Genomic DNA, 20,675 nt, shown 5'->3' on the forward strand with positions numbered 1-20,675 from the left:
TCCTCTTTCCCGCGCCACTCATTAGGATTTGAAAATGAACCAGGAACTTGCCACCAATCCGCTGAACCCGCTGGCTCCGCCGCGGCAGTTCGACGAAATCAAGATCTCGCTGGCCTCGCCGGAAGAAATTCTGGCCTGGTCCTTTGGCGAGGTGAAGAAACCCGAAACCATCAACTACCGCACGTTCAAGCCCGAGCGTGACGGCCTGTTCTGCGCGCGTATCTTTGGCCCGATCAAGGATTACGAATGCCTCTGCGGCAAATACAAGCGCATGAAATATCGCGGCCTCGTCTGCGAGAAATGCGGCGTCGAAGTCACGCTGCAAAAGGTCCGCCGCGAACGGATGGGCCATATCGAACTGGCAGCACCCGTTGCGCATATCTGGTTTCTGAAATCGCTGCCGTCGCGCATCGGTCTGATGCTGGACATGACGCTGCGCGATCTGGAACGCATCCTCTATTTCGAGAACTACGTGGTGATCGAACCCGGTCTGACGGACCTGACCTATGGTCAGCTGATGTCGGAAGAGGAGTTCATGGACGCGCAGGACCAGTACGGCGCCGACGCCTTCAACGCCGATATCGGCGCCGAAGCGATCCGCACCATGCTGGCCAATATCGACCTTGATGCGACCGCCGAGCAGCTGCGTGAAGAGCTGAAGGAAGCCACCGGCGAACTGAAGCCGAAAAAGATCATCAAGCGTCTGAAGATCGTTGAATCCTTCCTGGAATCGGGCAACCGCCCGGAATGGATGGTGCTGACCGTGGTTCCGGTCATTCCGCCGGAACTGCGTCCGCTGGTGCCGCTGGATGGTGGCCGTTTCGCGACCTCGGATCTGAACGATCTGTATCGCCGCGTGATCAACCGGAACAACCGTCTGAAGCGCCTGATCGAACTGCGCGCGCCCGACATCATCGTCCGCAACGAAAAGCGGATGTTGCAGGAATCGGTCGATGCGCTGTTCGACAACGGTCGTCGTGGCCGCGTGATCACGGGCAACAACCGTCGCCCGCTGAAATCGCTGTCGGACATGCTGAAGGGTAAGCAGGGTCGCTTCCGTCAGAACCTTCTGGGTAAGCGCGTGGACTTTTCGGGTCGTTCGGTCATCGTGACCGGCCCGGAACTGAAACTGCACCAGTGTGGTCTGCCGAAGAAGATGGCCTTGGAACTGTTCAAGCCGTTCATCTATTCGCGTCTTGAAGCCAAGGGCCTGTCCAGCACCGTCAAACAGGCGAAAAAGCTGGTCGAAAAAGAGCGCCCCGAGGTCTGGGATATTCTGGACGAGGTCATCCGCGAGCATCCGGTTCTCTTGAACCGTGCGCCCACGCTGCACCGTCTGGGCATTCAGGCCTTCGAGCCGATACTGATCGAAGGTAAAGCCATTCAGCTGCACCCGCTGGTCTGTTCGGCCTTCAACGCCGACTTTGATGGCGACCAGATGGCCGTGCACGTTCCGCTGAGCCTTGAGGCCCAGTTGGAAGCGCGCGTCTTGATGATGTCGACGAACAACGTTCTGTCGCCCGCCAACGGCGCGCCGATCATCGTTCCGTCGCAGGATATGATCCTTGGTCTCTACTACGTGTCGATGATGCGTGAGGGGATGAAGGGCGAAGGCATGGTCTTTGCTTCGCCGGACGAGGTCGAGCACGCGCTTGCCTCGGGCGAGGTGCACCTGCACGCCAAGATCATCGCGCGGATCAAGCAGATCGACGAGAACGGCAGCGAAGTGATGCAGCGTTTTGAATCGACCCCCGGTCGGATCAAGCTGGGTCAGCTGCTGCCGCTGAACGCCAAGGCGCCCTTCGAACTGGTCAACAAGCTGCTGCGCAAGAAAGACGTGCAGTATGTCATCGACAACGTCTACCGCTATTGCGGTCAGAAAGAGGCGGTGATCTTCAGCGACAAGATCATGGGTCTGGGCTTCCGCGAGGCGTTCAAGGCTGGCATCAGCTTTGGCAAGGACGACATGGTGATCCCCGACAACAAGTGGGGCATCGTGGGCGAAGTCCAGGATCAGGTGAAAGAGTTCGAACAGCAATATCTGGACGGTCTGATCACCCAGGGCGAGAAGTACAACAAGGTCGTCGATGCCTGGTCGAAATGTAACGACCGCGTCACCGACGCCATGATGTCCACCATCTCGGCCACCAAAATCGACGAGAACGGCGCCGAAATGGAACCGAACTCGGTCTATATGATGGCGCACTCCGGTGCTCGTGGTTCGGTCAGCCAGATGAAACAGCTGGGCGGCATGCGCGGCCTGATGGCCAAACCGTCGGGTGAGATCATCGAGACGCCGATCATCTCGAACTTCAAGGAAGGTCTGACCGTTCTTGAATACTTCAACTCGACCCACGGCGCCCGGAAGGGCCTGTCGGACACCGCGTTGAAGACGGCGAACTCGGGCTATCTGACCCGTCGTCTGGTCGACGTGGCACAGGATTGCATCGTGCGCGAGCATGACTGCGGCACCGACCGCGCGATCACCGCGACGGCTGCTGTCAATGACGGTGAGGTCATCTCGCCTCTGGGCGAGCGTGTTCTGGGTCGAACTGCGGCCGAGGATGTGCTGGTTCCGGGTGGCGATGAAATCATCGTTCGCGGCGGCGACCTGATCGACGAGCGCAAGGCAGACGAGATCGAAGACGCCGGCGTCCAGTCGGTTCGCATTCGCTCGGCTCTGACCTGCGAAAGCGAAGATGGCGTTTGCGCGATGTGCTATGGTCGTGACCTTGCACGCGGTACGCTGGTCAATATCGGTGAAGCTGTCGGCATCATTGCCGCGCAGTCCATCGGTGAGCCCGGCACGCAGCTGACGATGCGGACTTTCCACATCGGCGGTATTGCGCAGGGTGGCCAGCAGTCGTTCATCGCGGCCAACCAGGAAGGTACGGTCGAATTCGAGAACCCGAACGTGCTAGAAAACGCCAATGGCGAGCCGATCGTGATGAGCCGCAACATGCAGCTGCACATCAAGAACCCGCAGGGCGAACCCGTGGCCAGCCACAAGCTGTTCTATGGCTCCAAGCTGTTCCTCAAGGATGGCGATGCGGTCATTCGTGGCCAGAAGATGTTCGAATGGGACCCCTATACCCTGCCGATCATCGCCGAAAAGGCTGGTACCGCGAAGTTTGTCGACCTGGTTTCGGGCATCTCTGTCCGCGACGAGACCGACGATGCCACCGGCATGACCCAGAAGATCGTGACCGATTGGCGTTCGGCGCCGAAAGGCAGCGATCTGAAGCCCGAGATCATCATCGTAGGCGAAGATGGCGAGCCGATCCGCAACGACAACGGCAACCCGGTGACCTATCCGATGTCGGTGGACGCGATTCTGTCGATCGAAGAAGGTCAGCAGATCAAGGCCGGTGACGTGGTGGCACGTATCCCGCGCGAAGGCGCCCGGACCAAGGACATCACCGGTGGTCTGCCGCGTGTGGCCGAACTGTTCGAAGCCCGTCGTCCCAAGGATCACGCCATCATCGCCGAAATCGACGGCTATGTGCGCTTTGGCAAGGACTACAAGAACAAGCGCCGCATCAGCATCGAGGCCGCCGAGGAAGGTCGCGATCCGGTCGAATACATGGTGCCGAAAGGCAAGCACATCCCGGTGCAGGAAGGCGACTTCGTGCAGAAGGGTGACTACATCATGGACGGCAACCCTGCGCCGCACGACATCCTGCGGATCATGGGGATCGAGGCTTTGGCCGACTATCTGATCGACGAAGTGCAAGATGTGTACCGACTGCAGGGCGTCAAGATCAACGACAAGCATATCGAGGTGATCGTGCGGCAGATGCTGCAGAAGATCGAGATCCTCGACAGCGGGGACACCACCTTGCTGAAAGGCGAAAACGTTGATCGCGACGAGTTCGACGAAGAGAACGCCAAGATCGAAGCCAAGGGCGGCAAGCCTGCCTCGGGTGAACCGGTTCTGCTGGGCATCACCAAGGCGTCGCTGCAAACCCGCAGCTTCATCTCGGCGGCGTCCTTCCAGGAAACGACCCGCGTGCTGACCGAGGCTGCCGTTCAGGGCAAGCGCGACAAGCTGGTCGGGTTGAAGGAAAACGTCATCGTTGGCCGCTTGATCCCAGCCGGTACGGGTGGCGCCACGGCTCGCGTGCGCCGCATCGCGACCGAGCGTGACCAAGAGGTGATCGACGCCCGCCGCGCCGAGGCCGAAGCCGCTGCCGCATTGGCTGCGCCCGAGGTCGAAGAAGTGGTCGACGTGTCGCTCGCAGAGACTTCGAACGAGGAATAAGCATTTCCTTCGGGATATGTTGATGGGGCCGGGCGGAAACGTCCGGCCCTTTCCATTGGGCGCGACGGGCGCGCGATCTTGACGCTCTGCCTGTTTCTAAGCTCGCGCTTATAACTGTGGGAACCAGCCTTCGCTTGCTTGACAGATTATCTGCCCAGGTCTTAGCGCTGCGCCTTCGGGCCAGTGCGAAAGGGCAAACAATGCGACAGGCAGTCAATCAACGGATACGGATCAATATTCTTCGAGTATCCTTTCTCTTGCTGGTACCGATCATCCTGTTCGTGCGGCCGCATATCGCGCTGGAGGGCATCGGCCACGAGGTCATCGAGACGGTCGGCACGCTGCTGCTGATCGCCGGCGTTCTGGGGCGGTTCTGGTCGATCCTCTATGTCGGCGGCGTCAAGAATGCCGAGGTGATGCAGGACGGCCCCTATTCGATGACACGAAACCCGCTTTATGTCGCATCGACCGTCGCGGCCTTTGGCATCGGATTGATGCTGGGCGCCTTTGGCTTTGCGCTGCTGCTGGGCGGGGTTGTCGGCGGCGTCCTTTATATCACTGCCCGTCGGGAATCGGCCTTTCTCGAGGCCCATTTCGGTGCGGTATATCGCGACTATGCAGACCGCGTGCCCTTCTTCTTTCCCGATCCGCGTCTGTTTCGCAGCAAGACCGAGGTGACATTCCGCACCAATGCGCTGCGTCGCAACCTGTTCGATGCGATGGTCTTTCTGTCCTTCATCCCGCTGGTCGAACTGATCGACAGCTTCAAACTGCATTTCGGGTGGTCGCTGCCGGGTCTGTGGTAAACTGCGTCGCTGACGGGCTTTCTTTCTGTTCGATCACGGCGTAGTCGGGCTGTATCGCACAGCGTCGAAGGCCATTGCAGCAATGCGGACACCTATCATTTCCCCGTCACGTCGCGCGCGCCCGCCCGCGATCACACCCGAGCCACTCGGCCCCGGCGACAACCTGCGCGGTGCGGGCCTGATGTGCGTAGCTATGGCCGCCTTTACCTGCAACGACACCGCGATGAAATTCGTGGCGCAGGATTTGCCACTGTACCAGTCGATCACGCTTCGTGGCGTGGTCGTTCTTGTCGGGCTGTGGCTGCTGGCGGCGCGCAAGGGCGGGCTGCGGCTGACCGTCCCGCGGGCGGATTACGGGCTGCTGAGCCTGCGCACGATCGGCGAAGTGGCCTCGACGGTGCTGTTTCTGAACGCCTTGCGCGTGATGCCCATCGCCGATCTGTCCGCGATCATGCAATCGCTGCCGCTGATGGTGATGCTGGCCGCGGCGGTGGTCTTTGGCGAAAGCCTGGGGTGGCGGCGGCTGTTGGCGGTCGGCGTGGGTCTGGTCGGTGTGCTGATGATCCTGCGGCCGGGCAGCGGGACCTTTGGCATCTGGTCGCTGGTCGCATTGGGATCGGTGGCGGGGGTTGTGCTGCGCGATCTGGCAACCCGCCGTTTCAGCCGTGCCGTGACCTCAACGACCATCGCCTTCTACGCGGCGCTGTCGGTCACCCTTAGCGCCGCGGTGATGAGCATCTGGGAGGGGTGGCAGATGCCAGAGCCGCTGCATATCCTGCTGCTGGTCCTGGCTGGTGCATTCATCACCATCGGCTATCTGGCTGCCGTGGCGACGATGCGGGTGGGCGAGATTTCCTATGTCGCCCCGTTCCGCTATACCTCGCTTATCTGGGCAATCGTGCTGGGGCTGCTGGTCTTTGGCGAGATGCCGGACCTCTGGACCTGGGCCGGATCGGCGCTGGTCGTCTCGGCTGGCATCTATTCGATCTGGCGCGAGGCCGCGCTGAAGAGAAGGCAGAGAGCATGAAAATCCAGATGCTGGGGCTGATGCGGTTTTCCTATGTCGGCCTGCGCGGATATCAAAAGGAACACGCCACCGTCGAGGAACGGCGCGCGTTTCTATACGACGCTGACAGGCTGGAACGGCGCTGGTTCTGGTTTGAAAACGTCGCCTTGCCGGCCTGGCAGGCGCAGACCGATCCGGATTTCACACTGGTCATCATGACCGGACCGGACCTGCCCGAACCCCATCTGTCGCGCCTGCGTGAGATCGTGGCAGCGACACCGCAATTCCGGCTTGAACTGGTCCCCCCGATGGAACGCCACCTCGACGCCTGCATGACGGCAATCCGGGACCATATCGACCGGGATGTGGATGTCGTCGGGCATTTCCGCCACGACGATGATGATGCGGTGGCGCTGGATTACATCGAATCTGCGCGGTCCGATTTCGCGCCCGTCTTTGATCTGTGGCAGGTCGACCGCAAGCTGTCACTGGACCATTCGCGCGGGCTGATGGTCAAGGTCACCCCGCGCGGGCTGCAGATCACACCGAGGATCTGCCACAATATGGGCGTGGCGCTGACCGTCTTTCTGGGCCCCGAACGCGATGCGACGGCGGTGCATTTCAACCATACCAAGCTGGCGCTCTGGATGCCCGGCGTCAGCGTGGCGCAACCGCTGATGTTCCTGCGGCTGATGCATGATGACGGCGACTCGGGCTCGCTTGGTGCGGGTTATCCCTGGGAGGCTGATCCCGACACCCTGCCGCAGCGAATGCGTCGCCGCTTTGGCCTGGATCACGCCCTTCTGGATGCCGCCGCGCGCCGCTTTTCTTAAGCCCGGGGCAGGGGATTTGCGAATGGGCCGCCGGTGTGCCGCCCCAAGTTGACACCCTCGGTGATTCACCCTATATGCCGCACACCCGAGGCGGCCGCCTTGGGTCGCCAGAACCTGTGTGGTCATGATCCGGGCCGATTTGCCCCGATCCTCTGGAAGGTAGTCGCGTCCTCCCCACTCAAGGGGTCGGATGCGGTTTGGCATTTTGCGATGGGCGTAAAGTGCCGTCGAGAAGTGGCGTCTTCCATCCGGAAGGCGAGTATTGACAGAAGCAAGACGGGGAACCGAATGCCGACTATTCAACAGCTGATCCGCAAGCCGCGGCAGCCCAAAGTGCAGCGCTCGAAGTCGCAGCACCTTCAAGGATGCCCGCAAAAGCGCGGCGTCTGTACGCGCGTCTATACAACGACGCCGAAAAAGCCGAACTCTGCTATGCGTAAGGTCGCCAAAGTGCGCCTGACGAATGGTTTCGAGGTCATTTCCTACATTCCGGGCGAAAAGCACAACCTGCAGGAACACAGCGTCGTGCTGATCCGTGGCGGTCGTGTAAAAGACCTTCCGGGTGTCCGTTACCACATCCTGCGCGGTGTGTTGGATACCCAGGGCGTTAAAGATCGTCGTCAGCGTCGTTCGAAATACGGCGCCAAGCGTCCGAAGTAAGGAGAGACCCAGATGTCCCGTCGTCACGCCGCTGAAAAGCGCGAAGTGCTGCCCGACGCCAAATTTGGCGATCGTGTGCTGACCAAATTCATGAACAACCTGATGGTTGACGGTAAGAAATCCGTCGCCGAGCGCATTGTCTACAACGCGCTTGATCGCGTCGAAGGCAAGCTGAAGCGCGCCCCCGTCGAGGTGTTCCACGAAGCCCTGGACAACGTGAAGCCCTCGGTCGAGGTGCGTTCGCGCCGCGTCGGTGGTGCCACCTATCAGGTGCCCGTCGAAGTGCGTCCGATCCGCCGCGAAGCGCTGGCAATCCGCTGGCTGATCGCTGCTGCCAAGGCACGCAACGAAAACACCATGGAAGAGCGTCTTGCAGGCGAGTTGTCCGATGCCGTCAATGGCCGCGGTACTGCCGTCAAGAAGCGCGAAGATACCCACAAGATGGCCGACGCCAACAAAGCGTTCAGCCACTATCGCTGGTAATCGGAAGGAAGGCCCCTAATGGCACGCGAATATCCGCTGCAGCGTTATCGTAACTTTGGCATCATGGCTCACATTGATGCCGGGAAAACGACGACGACCGAGCGTATCCTTTTCTACACCGGCAAATCCCACAAGATCGGCGAAGTCCATGACGGCGCCGCGACCATGGACTGGATGGAACAAGAGGCCGAGCGCGGCATCACCATCACGTCGGCCGCGACGACCACGTTTTGGCAGCGTCAGGAAGACCCGAGCACGGAATCGGATACCAGGTACCGCTTTAACATCATCGACACCCCCGGCCACGTTGACTTCACCATCGAAGTCGAACGTTCGCTGGCGGTTCTGGATGGTGCGATCTGTCTGCTCGACGCCAACGCTGGTGTTGAACCGCAGACCGAAACCGTCTGGCGTCAGGCTGACCGCTACAAGGTTCCGCGGATCGTGTTCGTCAACAAGATGGACAAGATCGGCGCTGATTTCTTCAACTGCGTGAAGATGATCAAGGAACGCACCGGTGGTATTCCCTGCCCGATCGCATTCCCGATCGGCGCCGAGGATCAGCTGGAAGGCATCGTCGACCTGATCAAGATGGAAGAATGGGTCTGGAAGGGCGAGGATCTTGGCGCAAGCTGGGTTCGTCAGCCGATCCGCGACGAGTTGAAAGATCTGGCCGACGAATGGCGCGCCAACATGATCGAACTCGCCGTCGACATGGACGACGATGCGATGGAAGCCTACCTCGAAGGCAATGAGCCCGACGAGGCAACGCTGCGTTCGCTGATCCGCAAGGGTACGCTGTCGCTGACGTTCTTCCCGGTCACTGCTGGTTCCGCGTTCAAGAACAAGGGCGTTCAGCCCCTGCTGAACTCGGTCATCGACTTCCTGCCGTCGCCGCTGGACGTTCCGGCCTATATGGGCTTCTCGCCCGATGACGAAACGGAAGAGCGCAACATCGCCCGTCATGCCGACGACACCGAGCCCTTCTCGGGCCTGGCGTTCAAGATCATGAACGACCCCTTCGTTGGTTCGCTGACCTTCACCCGGATCTATTCCGGCGTGATCAAGAAGGGCGACCAGATGTTGAACTCGACCAAAGGCAAGCGCGAACGCGTTGGCCGGATGATGGTTATGCACTCGATCAACCGCGAAGAGATGGACGAGGCATTTGCCGGCGACATCATCGCGCTGGCGGGTCTGAAGGAAACCACCACGGGTGACACTCTGTGTGATCCGGCCAAGCCGGTGGTTCTGGAAACCATGACTTTCCCCGAGCCGGTGATCGAGATCGCCGTCGAGCCCAAGTCGAAAGCCGACCAGGAAAAGATGGGCCTCGCCCTTCAGCGCCTGGCGGCCGAAGACCCGTCCTTCCGCGTCGAAACCGATATCGAATCGGGCCAGACGATCATGAAGGGCATGGGCGAACTTCACCTCGACATCCTGGTCGACCGCATGAAGCGCGAGTTCAAGGTCGAGGCGAATATCGGTGCGCCGCAGGTGGCATATCGTGAAACCATCTCGAACGAAGCCGAGATCGACTATACGCACAAGAAACAGTCCGGTGGTACCGGCCAGTTTGCGCGTATCAAGCTGATCATCACGCCGACCGAGCCGGGCGAAGGTTATTCGTTCGAATCCAAGATCGTCGGTGGTGCGGTGCCCAAGGAATACATTCCGGGCGTCGAAAAGGGCATCAAGTCGGTGATGGATTCCGGTCCGCTGGCTGGCTTCCCGGTGATCGACTTCAAGGTCGCGCTGATCGACGGTGCGTTCCACGACGTTGACTCGTCTGTTCTGGCCTTCGAAATCGCAGCCCGTGCCGGGATGCGTGAAGGTCTGCGCAAGGCTGGTGCGAAACTGCTGGAACCGATCATGAAAGTCGAAGTTGTGACGCCGGAAGAATATACCGGTTCGATCATCGGCGACCTGACCAGCCGTCGTGGCATGGTGCGTGGGCAAGACAGCCGCGGCAACGCGAACGTCATCGACTCATTCGTGCCGCTGGCCAATATGTTCGGCTACATCAACAACCTGCGCTCCATGTCTTCGGGCCGCGCGGTGTTCTCGATGCAGTTCGACCATTACGACGCCGTGCCGCAGAACATCTCGGACGAGATCCAAAAGAAATATGCCTGATTTTGACGGGCGGGACTGTCCCGCCCGCATCACCTGAACATCGAATTTGAGAGGCCAACATGGCAAAGGCAAAGTTTGAACGTAACAAGCCGCACGTCAACATCGGGACCATTGGTCACGTTGACCATGGCAAGACGACGCTGACGGCTGCGATCACGAAATATTTCGGCGATTTCAAGGCCTATGACCAGATCGACGGCGCGCCGGAAGAAAAGGCCCGCGGGATCACCATCTCGACGGCTCACGTCGAGTATGAATCCGACGACCGCCACTATGCGCATGTCGACTGCCCCGGCCACGCCGATTATGTGAAGAACATGATCACCGGTGCGGCGCAGATGGACGGCGCGATCCTGGTTGTGAACGCAGCTGACGGCCCGATGCCGCAGACCCGCGAGCACATCCTGCTGGGCCGCCAGGTCGGCATCCCCTACATGGTCGTCTACCTGAACAAGGTCGACCAGGTGGATGATGAAGAACTGCTGGAACTGGTCGAAATGGAAGTCCGCGAGCTGCTGTCCAGCTACGACTATCCGGGCGACGATATTCCGATCATCAAAGGCTCGGCTCTGGCCGCGCTGGAAGGCCGTGATCCGGAAATCGGCGAGAACTCGATCCGCGAACTGCTCAAGGAAGTCGACGCCTATATCCCGACGCCCGAGCGCGCCGTTGACCAGCCGTTCCTGCTGCCCATCGAGGACGTGTTCTCGATTTCGGGCCGTGGTACGGTTGTGACCGGCCGGATCGAGCGCGGCGCTGTGAACGTCGGCGACGAACTGGAAATCGTGGGCATCCGCGACACCAAGAAAACCACCTGCACGGGCGTGGAAATGTTCCGCAAACTGCTGGATCGTGGGGAAGCCGGCGACAATGTCGGCGTTCTGCTGCGCGGTATTGAACGTGACGGCGTCGAGCGTGGCCAGGTGCTGTGCAAGCCGAAATCGGTCAACCCGCACACCAAGTTCGAGGCAGAAGCCTATATCCTGACCAAGGAAGAGGGTGGCCGTCACACGCCGTTCTTCGCGAACTACCGCCCGCAGTTCTACTTCCGCACGACGGACGTGACCGGCACCGTGAACCTGCCCGAGGGCACGGAAATGGTGATGCCCGGCGACAACCTGAAGTTCGAAGTTGAACTGATCGCACCGATCGCCATGGAGCAGGGCCTGCGCTTTGCCATCCGCGAAGGCGGCCGCACCGTCGGCGCCGGCGTGGTCTCGAAGATCATCGCCTAAGGCTGGTGCCGGTGGGGCCAGCCCCCCACCACACCGCACAAGACAGAAGGGCCGCCCCAAGGGGCGGCCTTTTTTGTAATCTGCCCATCCGCCGCGCAGTTATCCGGGCAAGCGCTTTTTCTTTTTGTCGCTTGCTGTTTTCCATGAGATCAAGGCACCCGCATGACCCAGAGCAGCGTTCAATTCTGCCAACTGGCCCTCAGCGACGCTCCAGACAAACATTTCGTTTTCGAGGTCGATCACCGTCCCGCGCGAGGCGTCGGCAGCGATCCATTCAACCAGTCGCTGCCCGTCTATGTTGATCTGCATATGGTGCGAATTCAGCAGATTATGCCGATAGACCATCCTCAGCCGTGAGCCTGCATAGCTGTCAGGGCCGCCCGACCAGTCTGAAAAATCGTACGTGAACGCAAAGGGATTTTCAGTGCCGGGAAACAGGGCCGCACCGTTGGTAAGCATGTAGGAGATCGCCGTATTGACTTTGTCGGTTGTAAAAAAGAAGCCATATTTTGGCCGCAGATCTGTCGTGATTTGGCGGAAGACCGCCATGATGTTTTCGAACCCAAGTTCGGCTGCTGCGGTGATGGAAAGATCGGTGGTCGGAAACCCGACATCGGTTCCATCATCAACCCCGCCAACCAGTTCGATGGTTTGCGACTCCGCGACAAAGCGAAAATTCTGCGCATGTTGTCCCGCCGCGAACGCGTGCCAATCCATTTCCTTCAACTGCAGATTTTCACCCTGATCGTCTGGCGCTGTCCGAACATTAAACAGCGCCTCCTTTCCTTTAACATGGACGACCTCAAACAGGTTCTCGACAACCGAAATGCTGCTGTCCGCACCCTGCGGGCGCGCGCCGTAAAAGACGAAACTGCTGACAATCATGGAACTGTCCCTATCAACTCATCCAGCGCAAACTTCATGGCCCGCGCGTCATAGGGATGGTCGAGAACAATGACCAGGCCGCGCTGCGTTTTGGTCAAACCTCGCATCGCATCGTTGTTCCTGCTTCTGAGCGATCCGTAACGCTTACCGGTATCCGTCTTCGAGGCAAGCTCGATTGCATGAACCTTGCCATTCCGGTCGACTGCCATGACGTCTGGCCGGTTACGCGAGACGTTGGGTCCTTCGGCAAGATTATAGGATCGATTCATATATATCCGCTCAAACTTACCAGACATCGCCAGTTTGTTCGCGATAACTTCGGAAAACTGATTATGCCCGGGCGTCTTGTCTTTTTGGCCTGTGCCAAAAATTGTAGCCCCGTTCACCTCCCGTCTGGGACAAGGCCTCAACCCAAACGGATCGACCCATCCGTTGGGATCGGCAACATATCCCTGCGGTCGGGCACCCCCTGCAAGTCCAATCGGGTCCGGTGACAGGTATTGCGTTGCCTCTGGGTCGTAATACCGAAAGCGGTTGTAATGCAGGCCGCTTTCTTCGTCATACCATTGGCCCTGGAACCGGATCGGGCAGTCGACCGGGGGGGCGTCGTCATTGGCGGCTTTGCGTCGCAGATCGGCAATATCGCCCCATAGCGACAGTTCGGCCCGCCACGGCACCGCGCTGCCGTCTTCCGAGAACATCTCGCGCGGGGTGCCAAGGTGGTCGGTGACGATGTAATGCAGCGCCTCGTCTTCGATCTGGGCCATCGGGCGGAGGCTGCCCGGCTCGTAGACCCAGTTGCGGGCCTGATCCCAGGCCACCGTGCCATCGGCGGTCATCGGCGCCTCGGCGATCAGCAGGTCGCCTTCCCATTGATAGGCGTAGCCGGTGCCGTCGCTGGTCTGGCGCGCGATGCGGCGGCCCATCGGATCATAGCGATAGCGCCAGTGCTGGCCTTCTGGTGTTTCCAGTCCGACCAACTGGCCCTGTCCGTCCCATCGCATCCGCCAGACGCGCGGCCGAAAGCCGGGCTCTTCGACGCGCTTTTCGATGACCCGACCGCAATTGTCGTGCTCATATAGCACCTTGCCGCGGCTGCGGACGCGGCCTGCCTGGCTTGCAACGGCGTCGCGGTGACCGGCCTGGATCACCTGCATGATGTTGCGCGCCGGATCGTATTCGAACTCTGACAGGATGGTGTCGCCGGCGGCGGTGTCGCGGCGGGTGCGCGTGACCTGCCCGCGATTGTCATAGGCAAAGCCGGCGCGGCCCATGGTGCGGTCGTGCACCTCAATGGCGCGGCCAGCCAGATCCCAGTCATAGCTGCGGTGCATCTGTGCGCCGATGCGGGTCGCGATCTCGACCGGGCGGCCGCGGCCCAGCATCCCGTCATGTGCCTCTTCGGGCAGGCGCGACAGCGGTCCGGCGATCTGCTCGGCAAGGTAGCCCGCGATGTTATGGCCCTGCGCCAGCGCAAAGCCCGCCGGCGACTGGCGCATCGTTTCGAACCCGCGCGGATCGTGGCTGAACGATAGCGCCGCGTGATCGCCGATTTTCAGATCTGTCGGCAACCCCGCCTTGGTCCAGCCAGAGGTCAGATGCAGCACGTCGCCAGAGCGGGCGATCCGCTGACCCGCGACCGAATAATCCGAGGTGATCTCGCGCCCGTTCAGCCGCTCGGCCACGACGCGGCCAAGCGAGTCATAGTCATATTCGACCGTCGCATCGTCATTCTCGGCCCGGATCAAAAGCCCGCGCGGATCATAGGCAAAGCGGGTGACGGCGTCGCCGCCCTGTCGCCGGATGCGCGCTGTCAGCAGAAGGCCGGCGGCGGAATAGTCGTAATCCGTCTGCGTGCCATCTGGGGCGGTCTTGCGGATGACGCGGCCAACGGGGTCATGGCTGTAACGCGTGATCAGCCCGGAATAGTCGCGCTCGCCGACGAGGCGCCCCGCCTTGTCATAGCTGTATTCGTAGCGCTCGCCCATCTCGTTGATGACGGCGCTCAGCCGCATTTCGCGGTCATGCTCCAGCCGGATGCGGTGGCCTTTGGCGTCGACCGTCTCGGTCGGCAGGTCCAGCGCGCCAAACCGGAAATGGCGCGTATCGCCGGTAGGGCCGGTGACCGATGACAGCTGCCCCTCAATATCCCAAGTGACGGCCGAGACAGCACCGTCGGGCAATTCCACCCGGCGGATCGCGCCGCGCGGGTTTTCAGCGCCCCGGCTCACATCATAGCGCGTGGTCGCGCCGATTGCGTCGGTGAACCAATGCAGTCGCCCCTCGGTATCGTGGCTCATGCGGGTTTCATTGCCATCGGGGTCGCGCATCCGGTTCGGGCGTAGTTGCGGATCGTAGTAGATGCGCTGTTGGACATTCCCGGGCAGGTCGATGCGCAACAGCTGACCCTTGTCGCCCAGTCCAAGTGTAGTGACCTGGCCAAGCGGATCTGTCGCGCCGACGATATTGCCGCTGGCGTCGCGGCGATATGTGGTGTGGTTGCCGCCCGCGTCGGTCGTTCCCTGCAACAGCCCGTCGCGGCTGTAATGCCATTGCGTCGTCGCACCATCGGCATCGACCAGCCGCACCATATTGCCTGCGGCATCATGGTCGAACTGTACGCGCCCGCCCAGAGGGTTGGTCAGCGATGTGATATGAAAGGCGCGATCCCATTCGGTCAGCCAGACATGCCCCAGGGGATCGGTCTCGCGCCAGACGACGCCGTCCCCGGTCCAGTCATAGACCGTCACAGCGCCGTCCTGCGTGGTGGCCACCGTGCGCTGGCGTGGCAGGTCATAATCGATCTGCACGCCCATATGGCCGCTATCGGTCCAGGACTTCACGATGCGGTCGTCAGGACCGTATTCGTAATGGACATGCGTGTCCTTGGCGTCATGCCATGCAGTGATGCGGCCGGCGCCGTCATAATCATATCGCATATAGCCGGCCTGCGACGAGGTGCTCTCGCGCAGTCTGCCATCGGCGGTATAGGTCCAGAAAAAGGCGCAACCATCAGCATCGGCGGCATCCAGCAGCGCGCTCTGGATCAGCCCGCCTTCGCTGTGAATTTTCAGCGCGAACCCGTCGGAATGTTCGACCCGGCGCAAGCCGTCCAACCCATAGATCAGCCGGATCCGGTTGCCGTTGCGATCCTCGATCCGCGCCAGCCGACGCACCGTGCCGCCCTCATCGGCGAAGACGTAAAACAGTTGGGCTTGCCGATCATGGATGAACAGATCGCCTGACAGGCGGCCCAACAGCTCTAGCTGTGGGAACCGAAGGTTATAGCTGAGTACGTCATCGCCGGGGGTGTGAAAGACGATCAGACTGCCTTCGGGGGTCTGATAGGTGACCGTTTCGCCCTCGATGCGCAGATGCTGCGCCCATGTGCCCGACCAGCCCTTGCCCTGAATGCCCTGCGATGTGCGCGAATGGCAGCGATCCAGCTGCAACGGAATGGTGCCGGGGATAAGGATGTCGGTGCGCAGGTCGATGAACTGCCCGGTCGCGACGTCCACCGGGTCGCCGCAAGCCGAGCGGCAACTGTTGGGCAAATCGCCGCCACGCGCGGTCGAAGGATCGCCCTTGCGCGGCCCGCCGCCGGGCATCGGCGCGATGTCCAGAAAGATGGCGGTCGATCGAACGATCCGGTTGGCCGTGCCCACATCGATTGGCAGGCTGCGGGCGCTGGTGTCGATGTCGATGACGATGCTGTCTATGCCGTCATTGATGGTGCCGTCGCAGGTGGTCTTGTTCCCGATCCGGGCGATGGGCAGGTTATTGGCAAAGACGGTCTCTGCGCCCTCGGCAACTGCTGATTTGGAATGCTCCTGACAGTCAACCTCGTCGCCCACGCGTGCCACGGGTTCGTTCTCGAAATAGACGTTGGGCGAGCCGTCCTTGATCTTGCCCTTGTTGGTGCCGTATTGCCCGACCGCAGATGCGAAACCGCCAACGAGACCGCCGGCGGCGCCGCCGGCTACCAGGCCGCCCACGATCGCAACAGCCGCGATCCCGCCGGTCGCGACGATCAGCGCACCGGCGGCGACGGCGACCACGGCGCCAACGACGACGGCGCCAAGAATGCCGCCAAGGCTCAGCCCGCTGTTCACATGCGCGATGTCATGGTCCTTGCGTGCGGGCATTTCGCCGGGTGCAGGCAGCGGCACGTAGCCCCGACTGGCCATGAAGTCTGATTGCATGAACCAATGGCCGGCGGCCTCACCGTAAGGCGATGTGAACTTGGCGGCGCGATAGGCGCCATATGCCCCAACGGCCAGCGGCAGGCCCACGGTCAACGCCGCCATGCCAGCGCCACCAGCTGTCGCGCCTCCAATGAGCCACGCCGCACCGCCGGCCTGTGCCGCCGGCAGCAGGACCCCGCCGATTGTCAGCACTCTGCCGACATCTTCGCGTTCCATGAATTCCAGACCGGCGTCCCAGCGTTGATCGCTGGCGCTCAGGGCGTATTCTTCGGCCAGCGCATCGTAGGGATCGGTTCCCGACCTGCCGGAAGAATCGACGGGAAACGAGCCACCGCTGACGGTGCTGCCAACAGTTGCACCCTGTGAAAAACTCATGACAAACGCTTTCCCTTATGCCGGCCCTAGGCTCGGCGCGGCCTGAACGATGCGATGACTTGTTGAACCTGATCGCGCTGCTGGGCGCTGAATTCCTTGGGCATGGTGGCGGTGATCACCAGCGCCCGCTTGCCCGGCAAAAGCGTGGTGATGATCTGATGCATCGGACCCTGCTTGGCCACCCAGCGGCACTCGACCTGATGGGCAGGGAAGCCGCCGACATCGATCTTGTGCTGGGCCTCGATCTTGAAATCCTTCAGCGTTCCTTCGACCTGCTTCATCTGGTCGGCGACATATTCGTCAAAGCTCATGCCCCAGGGGATGTCGTCGCGGGTGACTGTCAGTGACAGGCCCGGTTCGCCGGAACGGCTGGCGGACAAGATATTGATCGACTGGTCTTTCCACTCGACCGGCAGCTCCAGGCTGCCTTCCTGTATGTGGTACATTAGCTGTCCTTGTTCAGGTGGATCATCCCGGCGACCTGATTCAACGTGTTGGCATCGAACGTGATCTGGGTCGCACCGAAATTCACGACGATCGAGGACGTGGTCATCTCGATCTTGCCTTCACCAACCGTCAGGGTGATGCTTTCGGTGCCGGTGATTTCGATCTTCTTGGAATTCTGCGTCATATGGTCTGTCGCAGCCAATTCCATCTTGGCCATGGATTCCGCCTTGATCAGCTCAACGGCTTTCATGGCGATCAATTTGCCGGCGTCCATCGTGATGTTGTGGTCGGCGTTGTAGATGATCTCGCCCTCACCGGCATCGCCTGCATTGGCGGTTTCGGTGATCTTGGTGGCCGTCGCGCTGCGGGTCAGTGCCACGGTTTCGGACAGGTTGCCGCTTTGCACCGCCTTGGTTTCATCGCCGGTCTGCACGGTGATCGAGCGGTCACCGCCCTCGACATAGGTGGACTGGTTGTCCTTGATATATTCTTCCATGTCCTTCTGGGCGTGCATGAAGATCTTTTCGGCGCCGTTCGCATCCTCGAAGCTCAGCTCGTTAAAGCCCGACCCCTCATGCGTCTTGGTCTTGAAGCCGCTTTTCGTCTTGCTGGCGGGCAGGCCGTAGATATTGCCGTTGCTGCCATTGACCACGCAGCCCGTCACGATGGGCTTGTCGGGGCTGCCGTCGATAAAGTCGACCACGACCTCCATCCCGACGCGCGGGATGACCACACCGCCCAGCCCGTTGCCGGCCCAGTTCTGTGCCACCCGGCAGCGCATCGACTTGGCGCCCTCAAGATCCCAGTGGAACCGGACCAGAATGCGGCCAAACTCGTCGCAGTCGATCTCTCCGTCGCCCACGACCACGGCCGTCTGCGGGCCCTCGACCACCGGCGCGGGCGTGCGCTTGGGCGAGGTCATCGGCGCGGTGTCGGGCATCAGGACGTAATTGCCGGTAAAGCTATAGCCGTCGCTGTCCTGCCCGCCCGAACCATAAGCCTCGCTGAGGAAACTGTAATCGGCCTTGAGGCACAGGAAATTCTCGCCGGTTCCGGGCGCGGGGTCACCGCTCAGCGTAAAGACCTTGCCGGCGCCCAGTGACAGACAGTCGCCCCTTGCGCGGTCGCGGCGGTCTTGTCCGCGTTCCTGGTTCATCCGCACCTTGGCAAGGATACGGCCACCTTCTTCATCCAGATAATCGCCCGGATATTCATAGCTTTCCAGCTGACCCATCGCATGCAGGGCATCGCCGACGCGGTCGACCTCCATCGCCGCGGAGGGCGATTTGAAGTTATAGTCGATCAACCGCACGGCACCGGTGGTCAGGTTGCGTTCCGGCGACCATTCCCAGAAATGCTCACCCTCGGCCTGATGATGGCCATCATAGCTTTTGTAGGGGCGCGAGCCGATGGATTCATGAGACATCACATCATCGGTCAGCACCATCGTGTGGTTGCCGGGGGTGTGGCCAAAGTGAAAGCTGATGCCGTGCCGTTCCATCTGGCGGCGCACGAAATCCAGATCGCTTTCGCGAAACTGCACCGTGTATTCAAGCACCGGATAGCTTTCGGTCAGCTTGACCTCGAAGGCCGGATCACCAAGCGAGGCATATTCGCCCAGCACCTGTTCAAGGATCTGAACCACCGTCTTGTTGTGAAAGATCTTCTGGTTCTTGCGGCGACCCGCCAGCCAAAGCCATGGCCGCAACACCAGATCATAGCGGTGCCCGTTCTCGCCAACGCCGGCCCAACGGGTCCTGGTGACGATCCCGTCAAAGACACGCGGCCCCTCGCGGCCCTCGATCTCGACGCTGGCATGGGTGCCGACCAGTTGATCGAAATCGATATCGCCGCGCGTCGCCAGCGCCTCGATGCGATACTCGAACAGATCGTTCATATAGTCCGAGCCATCAAAGCGCAGCAGCGCCAGCTCATCGGGTCCAAGAACGGTCGTCAGCCGACCCAGCCTGTCGGCTTGCTTGAACGGTGCGTTCATCGGGCCGCCCCCTCTTACAATTGAAATCGTACCAAATGCCGAGAGAATGTCATTCTTTGAGGCATCAGGCCAGACCGGGTAACCGGCATGTCGGGGATGATGCAGCGTGGGTTATGTGGCTGAAAAGTTAACGATCTCTTAACGAATTGACGTTAGGGCAATTTGCCCATGCGCGGTTTCGGCGAAATTCCGCCGACCCTGTCGCGCACTGGTTGTCCACCCGCGTTAACCGCCGAAAAGCCGCAGGGCCACCGGTGCGATGATGGCGGTCAGAACGGCGTTGAGGCCCATCCCGATGCCCGCGAATGCGCCGGCGGTTTCGTTGACCTGAAAGGCACGGACGGTCCCGATCCCATGCGCGGCGACACCAACGGAAAAGCCCCGCGCCCGCCAGTCCCGAATGCGCAGCGCGTTCAGCAGCGGGGTCACGATGATCGCGCCGAAAATGCCGGTGATCAGCACCATCGCCGCGGTCAGGGTCGGCTGGCCGCCGATCTTTTCGGCAATGCCGATGGCCACCGGCGCGGTCGTCGATTTGGGCGCCAGCGAGGCCAGGACGGACCCTTCGATCCCCATCGCACGCGCGATCATCAGCGCCGATACAACCGCCACCGTGGAACCGGCCAGCAGCCCCGCCAGCATCGGCAGCGCTGCCCGGCGAACGCGCGGCAGATTGTCATAAAGCGGCAGCCCCAGTGCGACCGTTGCCGGGCCCAGCATGAAATGCACGAATTGTGCACCTTCGAAATAGGTCTGGTAATCGGTATCCGTTCCCCACAGCAGCAGGCCCAGCAGGATCATTGCAATCAGCACGGGGTTGGCCCAGCTTTGGCGGCCGGTTGCGCGAAAACAGGCGTCGCCCAGCAGATAGGCGATCAGGGTGGCGGTCAGCCACAGCAGCGGCCCCTGTTCCAGATAGGACCAGATCAGCGCCGCGTCAGTCATTGCGCTTCTCGGCCTCGGGGTCGGTCGATCCGGTCAGCCGCGCGACGGCGACAAAGGCCAGCGCGCCAGCCGCGATCGCCAGCACGGTGGACCCGGCAATGGCCAGCGCCAGCGCCAGCCCCTGATCGCGGATCAGACCCATATGCGCGACGACGCCGACGCCCGCCGGCACAAAGAACAGCGACAGATGCTGCAGCAGGCCCTGCGATGTCGGGCGGATGCGCTCGGCCAGTGCGGGACGCACCATGCAGGCCGCGACCAGCAGCAGCAGCCCGATGACCGGGCCGGGCAAGGGCAGGCCAAGCCCGCGCGAGGCAACCTCGCCGACCAGCTGAAAGGAAAGAATGACCGCGAGCGTCCAGATCATGCCCGCCATCCTAACCTTATTTGGCGTTGTGGCGA

General features: G+C 61.1%; 14 protein-coding genes. 8 read left to right on the forward strand and 6 right to left on the reverse strand.

Annotation, left to right across the window (positions count from 1 at the left end):
- Nucleotides 1-34 precede the first annotated feature (34 nt).
- From rpoC to tuf, 8 genes are all read left to right on the forward strand, one after another.
- Complete coding sequence (gene rpoC / locus CUV01_RS10125; RefSeq protein WP_101460365.1) at nt 35-4,261, forward strand: DNA-directed RNA polymerase subunit beta'; 4,227 nt, start codon at nt 35-37, stop codon at nt 4,259-4,261.
- A 200-nt stretch (nt 4,262-4,461) separates the two neighbouring features.
- Complete coding sequence (locus CUV01_RS10130; protein WP_101460366.1) at nt 4,462-5,067, forward strand: methyltransferase family protein; 606 nt, start codon at nt 4,462-4,464, stop codon at nt 5,065-5,067.
- 82 nt (nt 5,068-5,149) lie between these two features.
- Nucleotides 5,150-6,094 (forward strand): DMT family transporter, encoded by a 945-nt coding sequence (locus CUV01_RS10135; RefSeq protein ID WP_101460367.1) that lies wholly within the window; start codon nt 5,150-5,152, stop codon nt 6,092-6,094.
- On the forward strand, nt 6,091-6,906 hold the full coding sequence (locus CUV01_RS10140; RefSeq protein WP_101460368.1) for a glycosyltransferase: 816 nt from the start codon (nt 6,091-6,093) through the stop codon (nt 6,904-6,906). The genes CUV01_RS10135 and CUV01_RS10140 overlap by 4 nt, the downstream gene beginning before the upstream one ends.
- 288 nt (nt 6,907-7,194) lie before the next feature.
- Nucleotides 7,195-7,566 (forward strand): 30S ribosomal protein S12, encoded by a 372-nt coding sequence (rpsL, locus tag CUV01_RS10145; protein WP_022705687.1) that lies wholly within the window; start codon nt 7,195-7,197, stop codon nt 7,564-7,566.
- A gap of 12 nt (nt 7,567-7,578) precedes the next feature.
- Nucleotides 7,579-8,049 (forward strand): 30S ribosomal protein S7, encoded by a 471-nt coding sequence (rpsG, locus tag CUV01_RS10150; RefSeq protein WP_101460369.1) that lies wholly within the window; start codon nt 7,579-7,581, stop codon nt 8,047-8,049.
- Between the two features lie 18 nt (nt 8,050-8,067).
- Nucleotides 8,068-10,185, forward strand: a complete 2,118-nt coding sequence (fusA, locus tag CUV01_RS10155) for an elongation factor G (protein WP_101460370.1) — start codon at nt 8,068-8,070, stop codon at nt 10,183-10,185.
- A gap of 59 nt (nt 10,186-10,244) precedes the next feature.
- The gene (tuf, locus tag CUV01_RS10160) at nt 10,245-11,420 is read left to right on the forward strand and encodes an elongation factor Tu (RefSeq protein ID WP_101459508.1); all 1,176 of its coding nucleotides are present in this window, start codon (nt 10,245-10,247) and stop codon (nt 11,418-11,420) included.
- 99 nt (nt 11,421-11,519) lie between these two features.
- On the opposite strand, the gene CUV01_RS10165 is transcribed toward tuf, so the two are convergent.
- The 6 genes from CUV01_RS10165 to CUV01_RS10190 form a co-directional block, all read right to left on the reverse strand.
- Nucleotides 11,520-12,305: a hypothetical protein gene (locus CUV01_RS10165; RefSeq protein ID WP_101460371.1), complete on the reverse strand. Its 786-nt coding sequence runs from the start codon at nt 12,303-12,305 to the stop codon at nt 11,520-11,522.
- The gene (locus CUV01_RS10170) at nt 12,302-16,885 is read right to left on the reverse strand and encodes an RHS repeat-associated core domain-containing protein (RefSeq protein ID WP_101460372.1); all 4,584 of its coding nucleotides are present in this window, start codon (nt 16,883-16,885) and stop codon (nt 12,302-12,304) included. The genes CUV01_RS10165 and CUV01_RS10170 overlap by 4 nt, the downstream gene beginning before the upstream one ends.
- A 26-nt stretch (nt 16,886-16,911) precedes the next feature.
- Complete coding sequence (locus tag CUV01_RS10175) at nt 16,912-17,331, reverse strand: DcrB-related protein (protein WP_101460373.1); 420 nt, start codon at nt 17,329-17,331, stop codon at nt 16,912-16,914.
- Nucleotides 17,331-19,328 (reverse strand): type VI secretion system Vgr family protein, encoded by a 1,998-nt coding sequence (locus CUV01_RS10180; protein ID WP_101460374.1) that lies wholly within the window; start codon nt 19,326-19,328, stop codon nt 17,331-17,333. The genes CUV01_RS10175 and CUV01_RS10180 overlap by 1 nt, the downstream gene beginning before the upstream one ends.
- A gap of 225 nt (nt 19,329-19,553) precedes the next feature.
- A complete protein-coding gene (locus CUV01_RS10185) occupies nt 19,554-20,273 on the reverse strand; it encodes an LrgB family protein (protein WP_101460375.1) in 720 nt (239 codons plus the stop codon).
- Complete coding sequence (locus tag CUV01_RS10190) at nt 20,266-20,640, reverse strand: CidA/LrgA family protein (RefSeq protein WP_101462010.1); 375 nt, start codon at nt 20,638-20,640, stop codon at nt 20,266-20,268. Before CUV01_RS10190 ends, CUV01_RS10185 begins: the two co-directional genes overlap by 8 nt.
- Between the last annotated feature and the right edge of the window lie 35 nt (nt 20,641-20,675).

The organism is Paracoccus tegillarcae (assembly GCF_002847305.1).
Taxonomy (GTDB): Bacteria; Pseudomonadota; Alphaproteobacteria; order Rhodobacterales; family Rhodobacteraceae; genus Paracoccus; species Paracoccus tegillarcae.

Bases quoted from the DNA above. Each gene is read 5' to 3' on its own strand.
- rpoC (WP_101460365.1), top strand. From the start codon at position 35: ATGAACCAGGAACTTGCCACCAATCCGCTGAACCCGCTGGCTCCGCCG.
- CUV01_RS10130 (WP_101460366.1), top strand. From the start codon at position 4,462: ATGCGACAGGCAGTCAATCAACGGATACGGATCAATATTCTTCGAGTA.
- CUV01_RS10135 (WP_101460367.1), top strand. From the start codon at position 5,150: ATGCGGACACCTATCATTTCCCCGTCACGTCGCGCGCGCCCGCCCGCG.
- CUV01_RS10140 (WP_101460368.1), top strand. From the start codon at position 6,091: ATGAAAATCCAGATGCTGGGGCTGATGCGGTTTTCCTATGTCGGCCTG.
- rpsL (WP_022705687.1), top strand. From the start codon at position 7,195: ATGCCGACTATTCAACAGCTGATCCGCAAGCCGCGGCAGCCCAAAGTG.
- rpsG (WP_101460369.1), top strand. From the start codon at position 7,579: ATGTCCCGTCGTCACGCCGCTGAAAAGCGCGAAGTGCTGCCCGACGCC.
- fusA (WP_101460370.1), top strand. From the start codon at position 8,068: ATGGCACGCGAATATCCGCTGCAGCGTTATCGTAACTTTGGCATCATG.
- tuf (WP_101459508.1), top strand. From the start codon at position 10,245: ATGGCAAAGGCAAAGTTTGAACGTAACAAGCCGCACGTCAACATCGGG.
- CUV01_RS10165 (WP_101460371.1), bottom strand. From the start codon at position 12,305: ATGATTGTCAGCAGTTTCGTCTTTTACGGCGCGCGCCCGCAGGGTGCG.
- CUV01_RS10170 (WP_101460372.1), bottom strand. From the start codon at position 16,885: ATGAGTTTTTCACAGGGTGCAACTGTTGGCAGCACCGTCAGCGGTGGC.
- CUV01_RS10175 (WP_101460373.1), bottom strand. From the start codon at position 17,331: ATGTACCACATACAGGAAGGCAGCCTGGAGCTGCCGGTCGAGTGGAAA.
- CUV01_RS10180 (WP_101460374.1), bottom strand. From the start codon at position 19,328: ATGAACGCACCGTTCAAGCAAGCCGACAGGCTGGGTCGGCTGACGACC.
- CUV01_RS10185 (WP_101460375.1), bottom strand. From the start codon at position 20,273: ATGACTGACGCGGCGCTGATCTGGTCCTATCTGGAACAGGGGCCGCTG.
- CUV01_RS10190 (WP_101462010.1), bottom strand. From the start codon at position 20,640: ATGATCTGGACGCTCGCGGTCATTCTTTCCTTTCAGCTGGTCGGCGAG.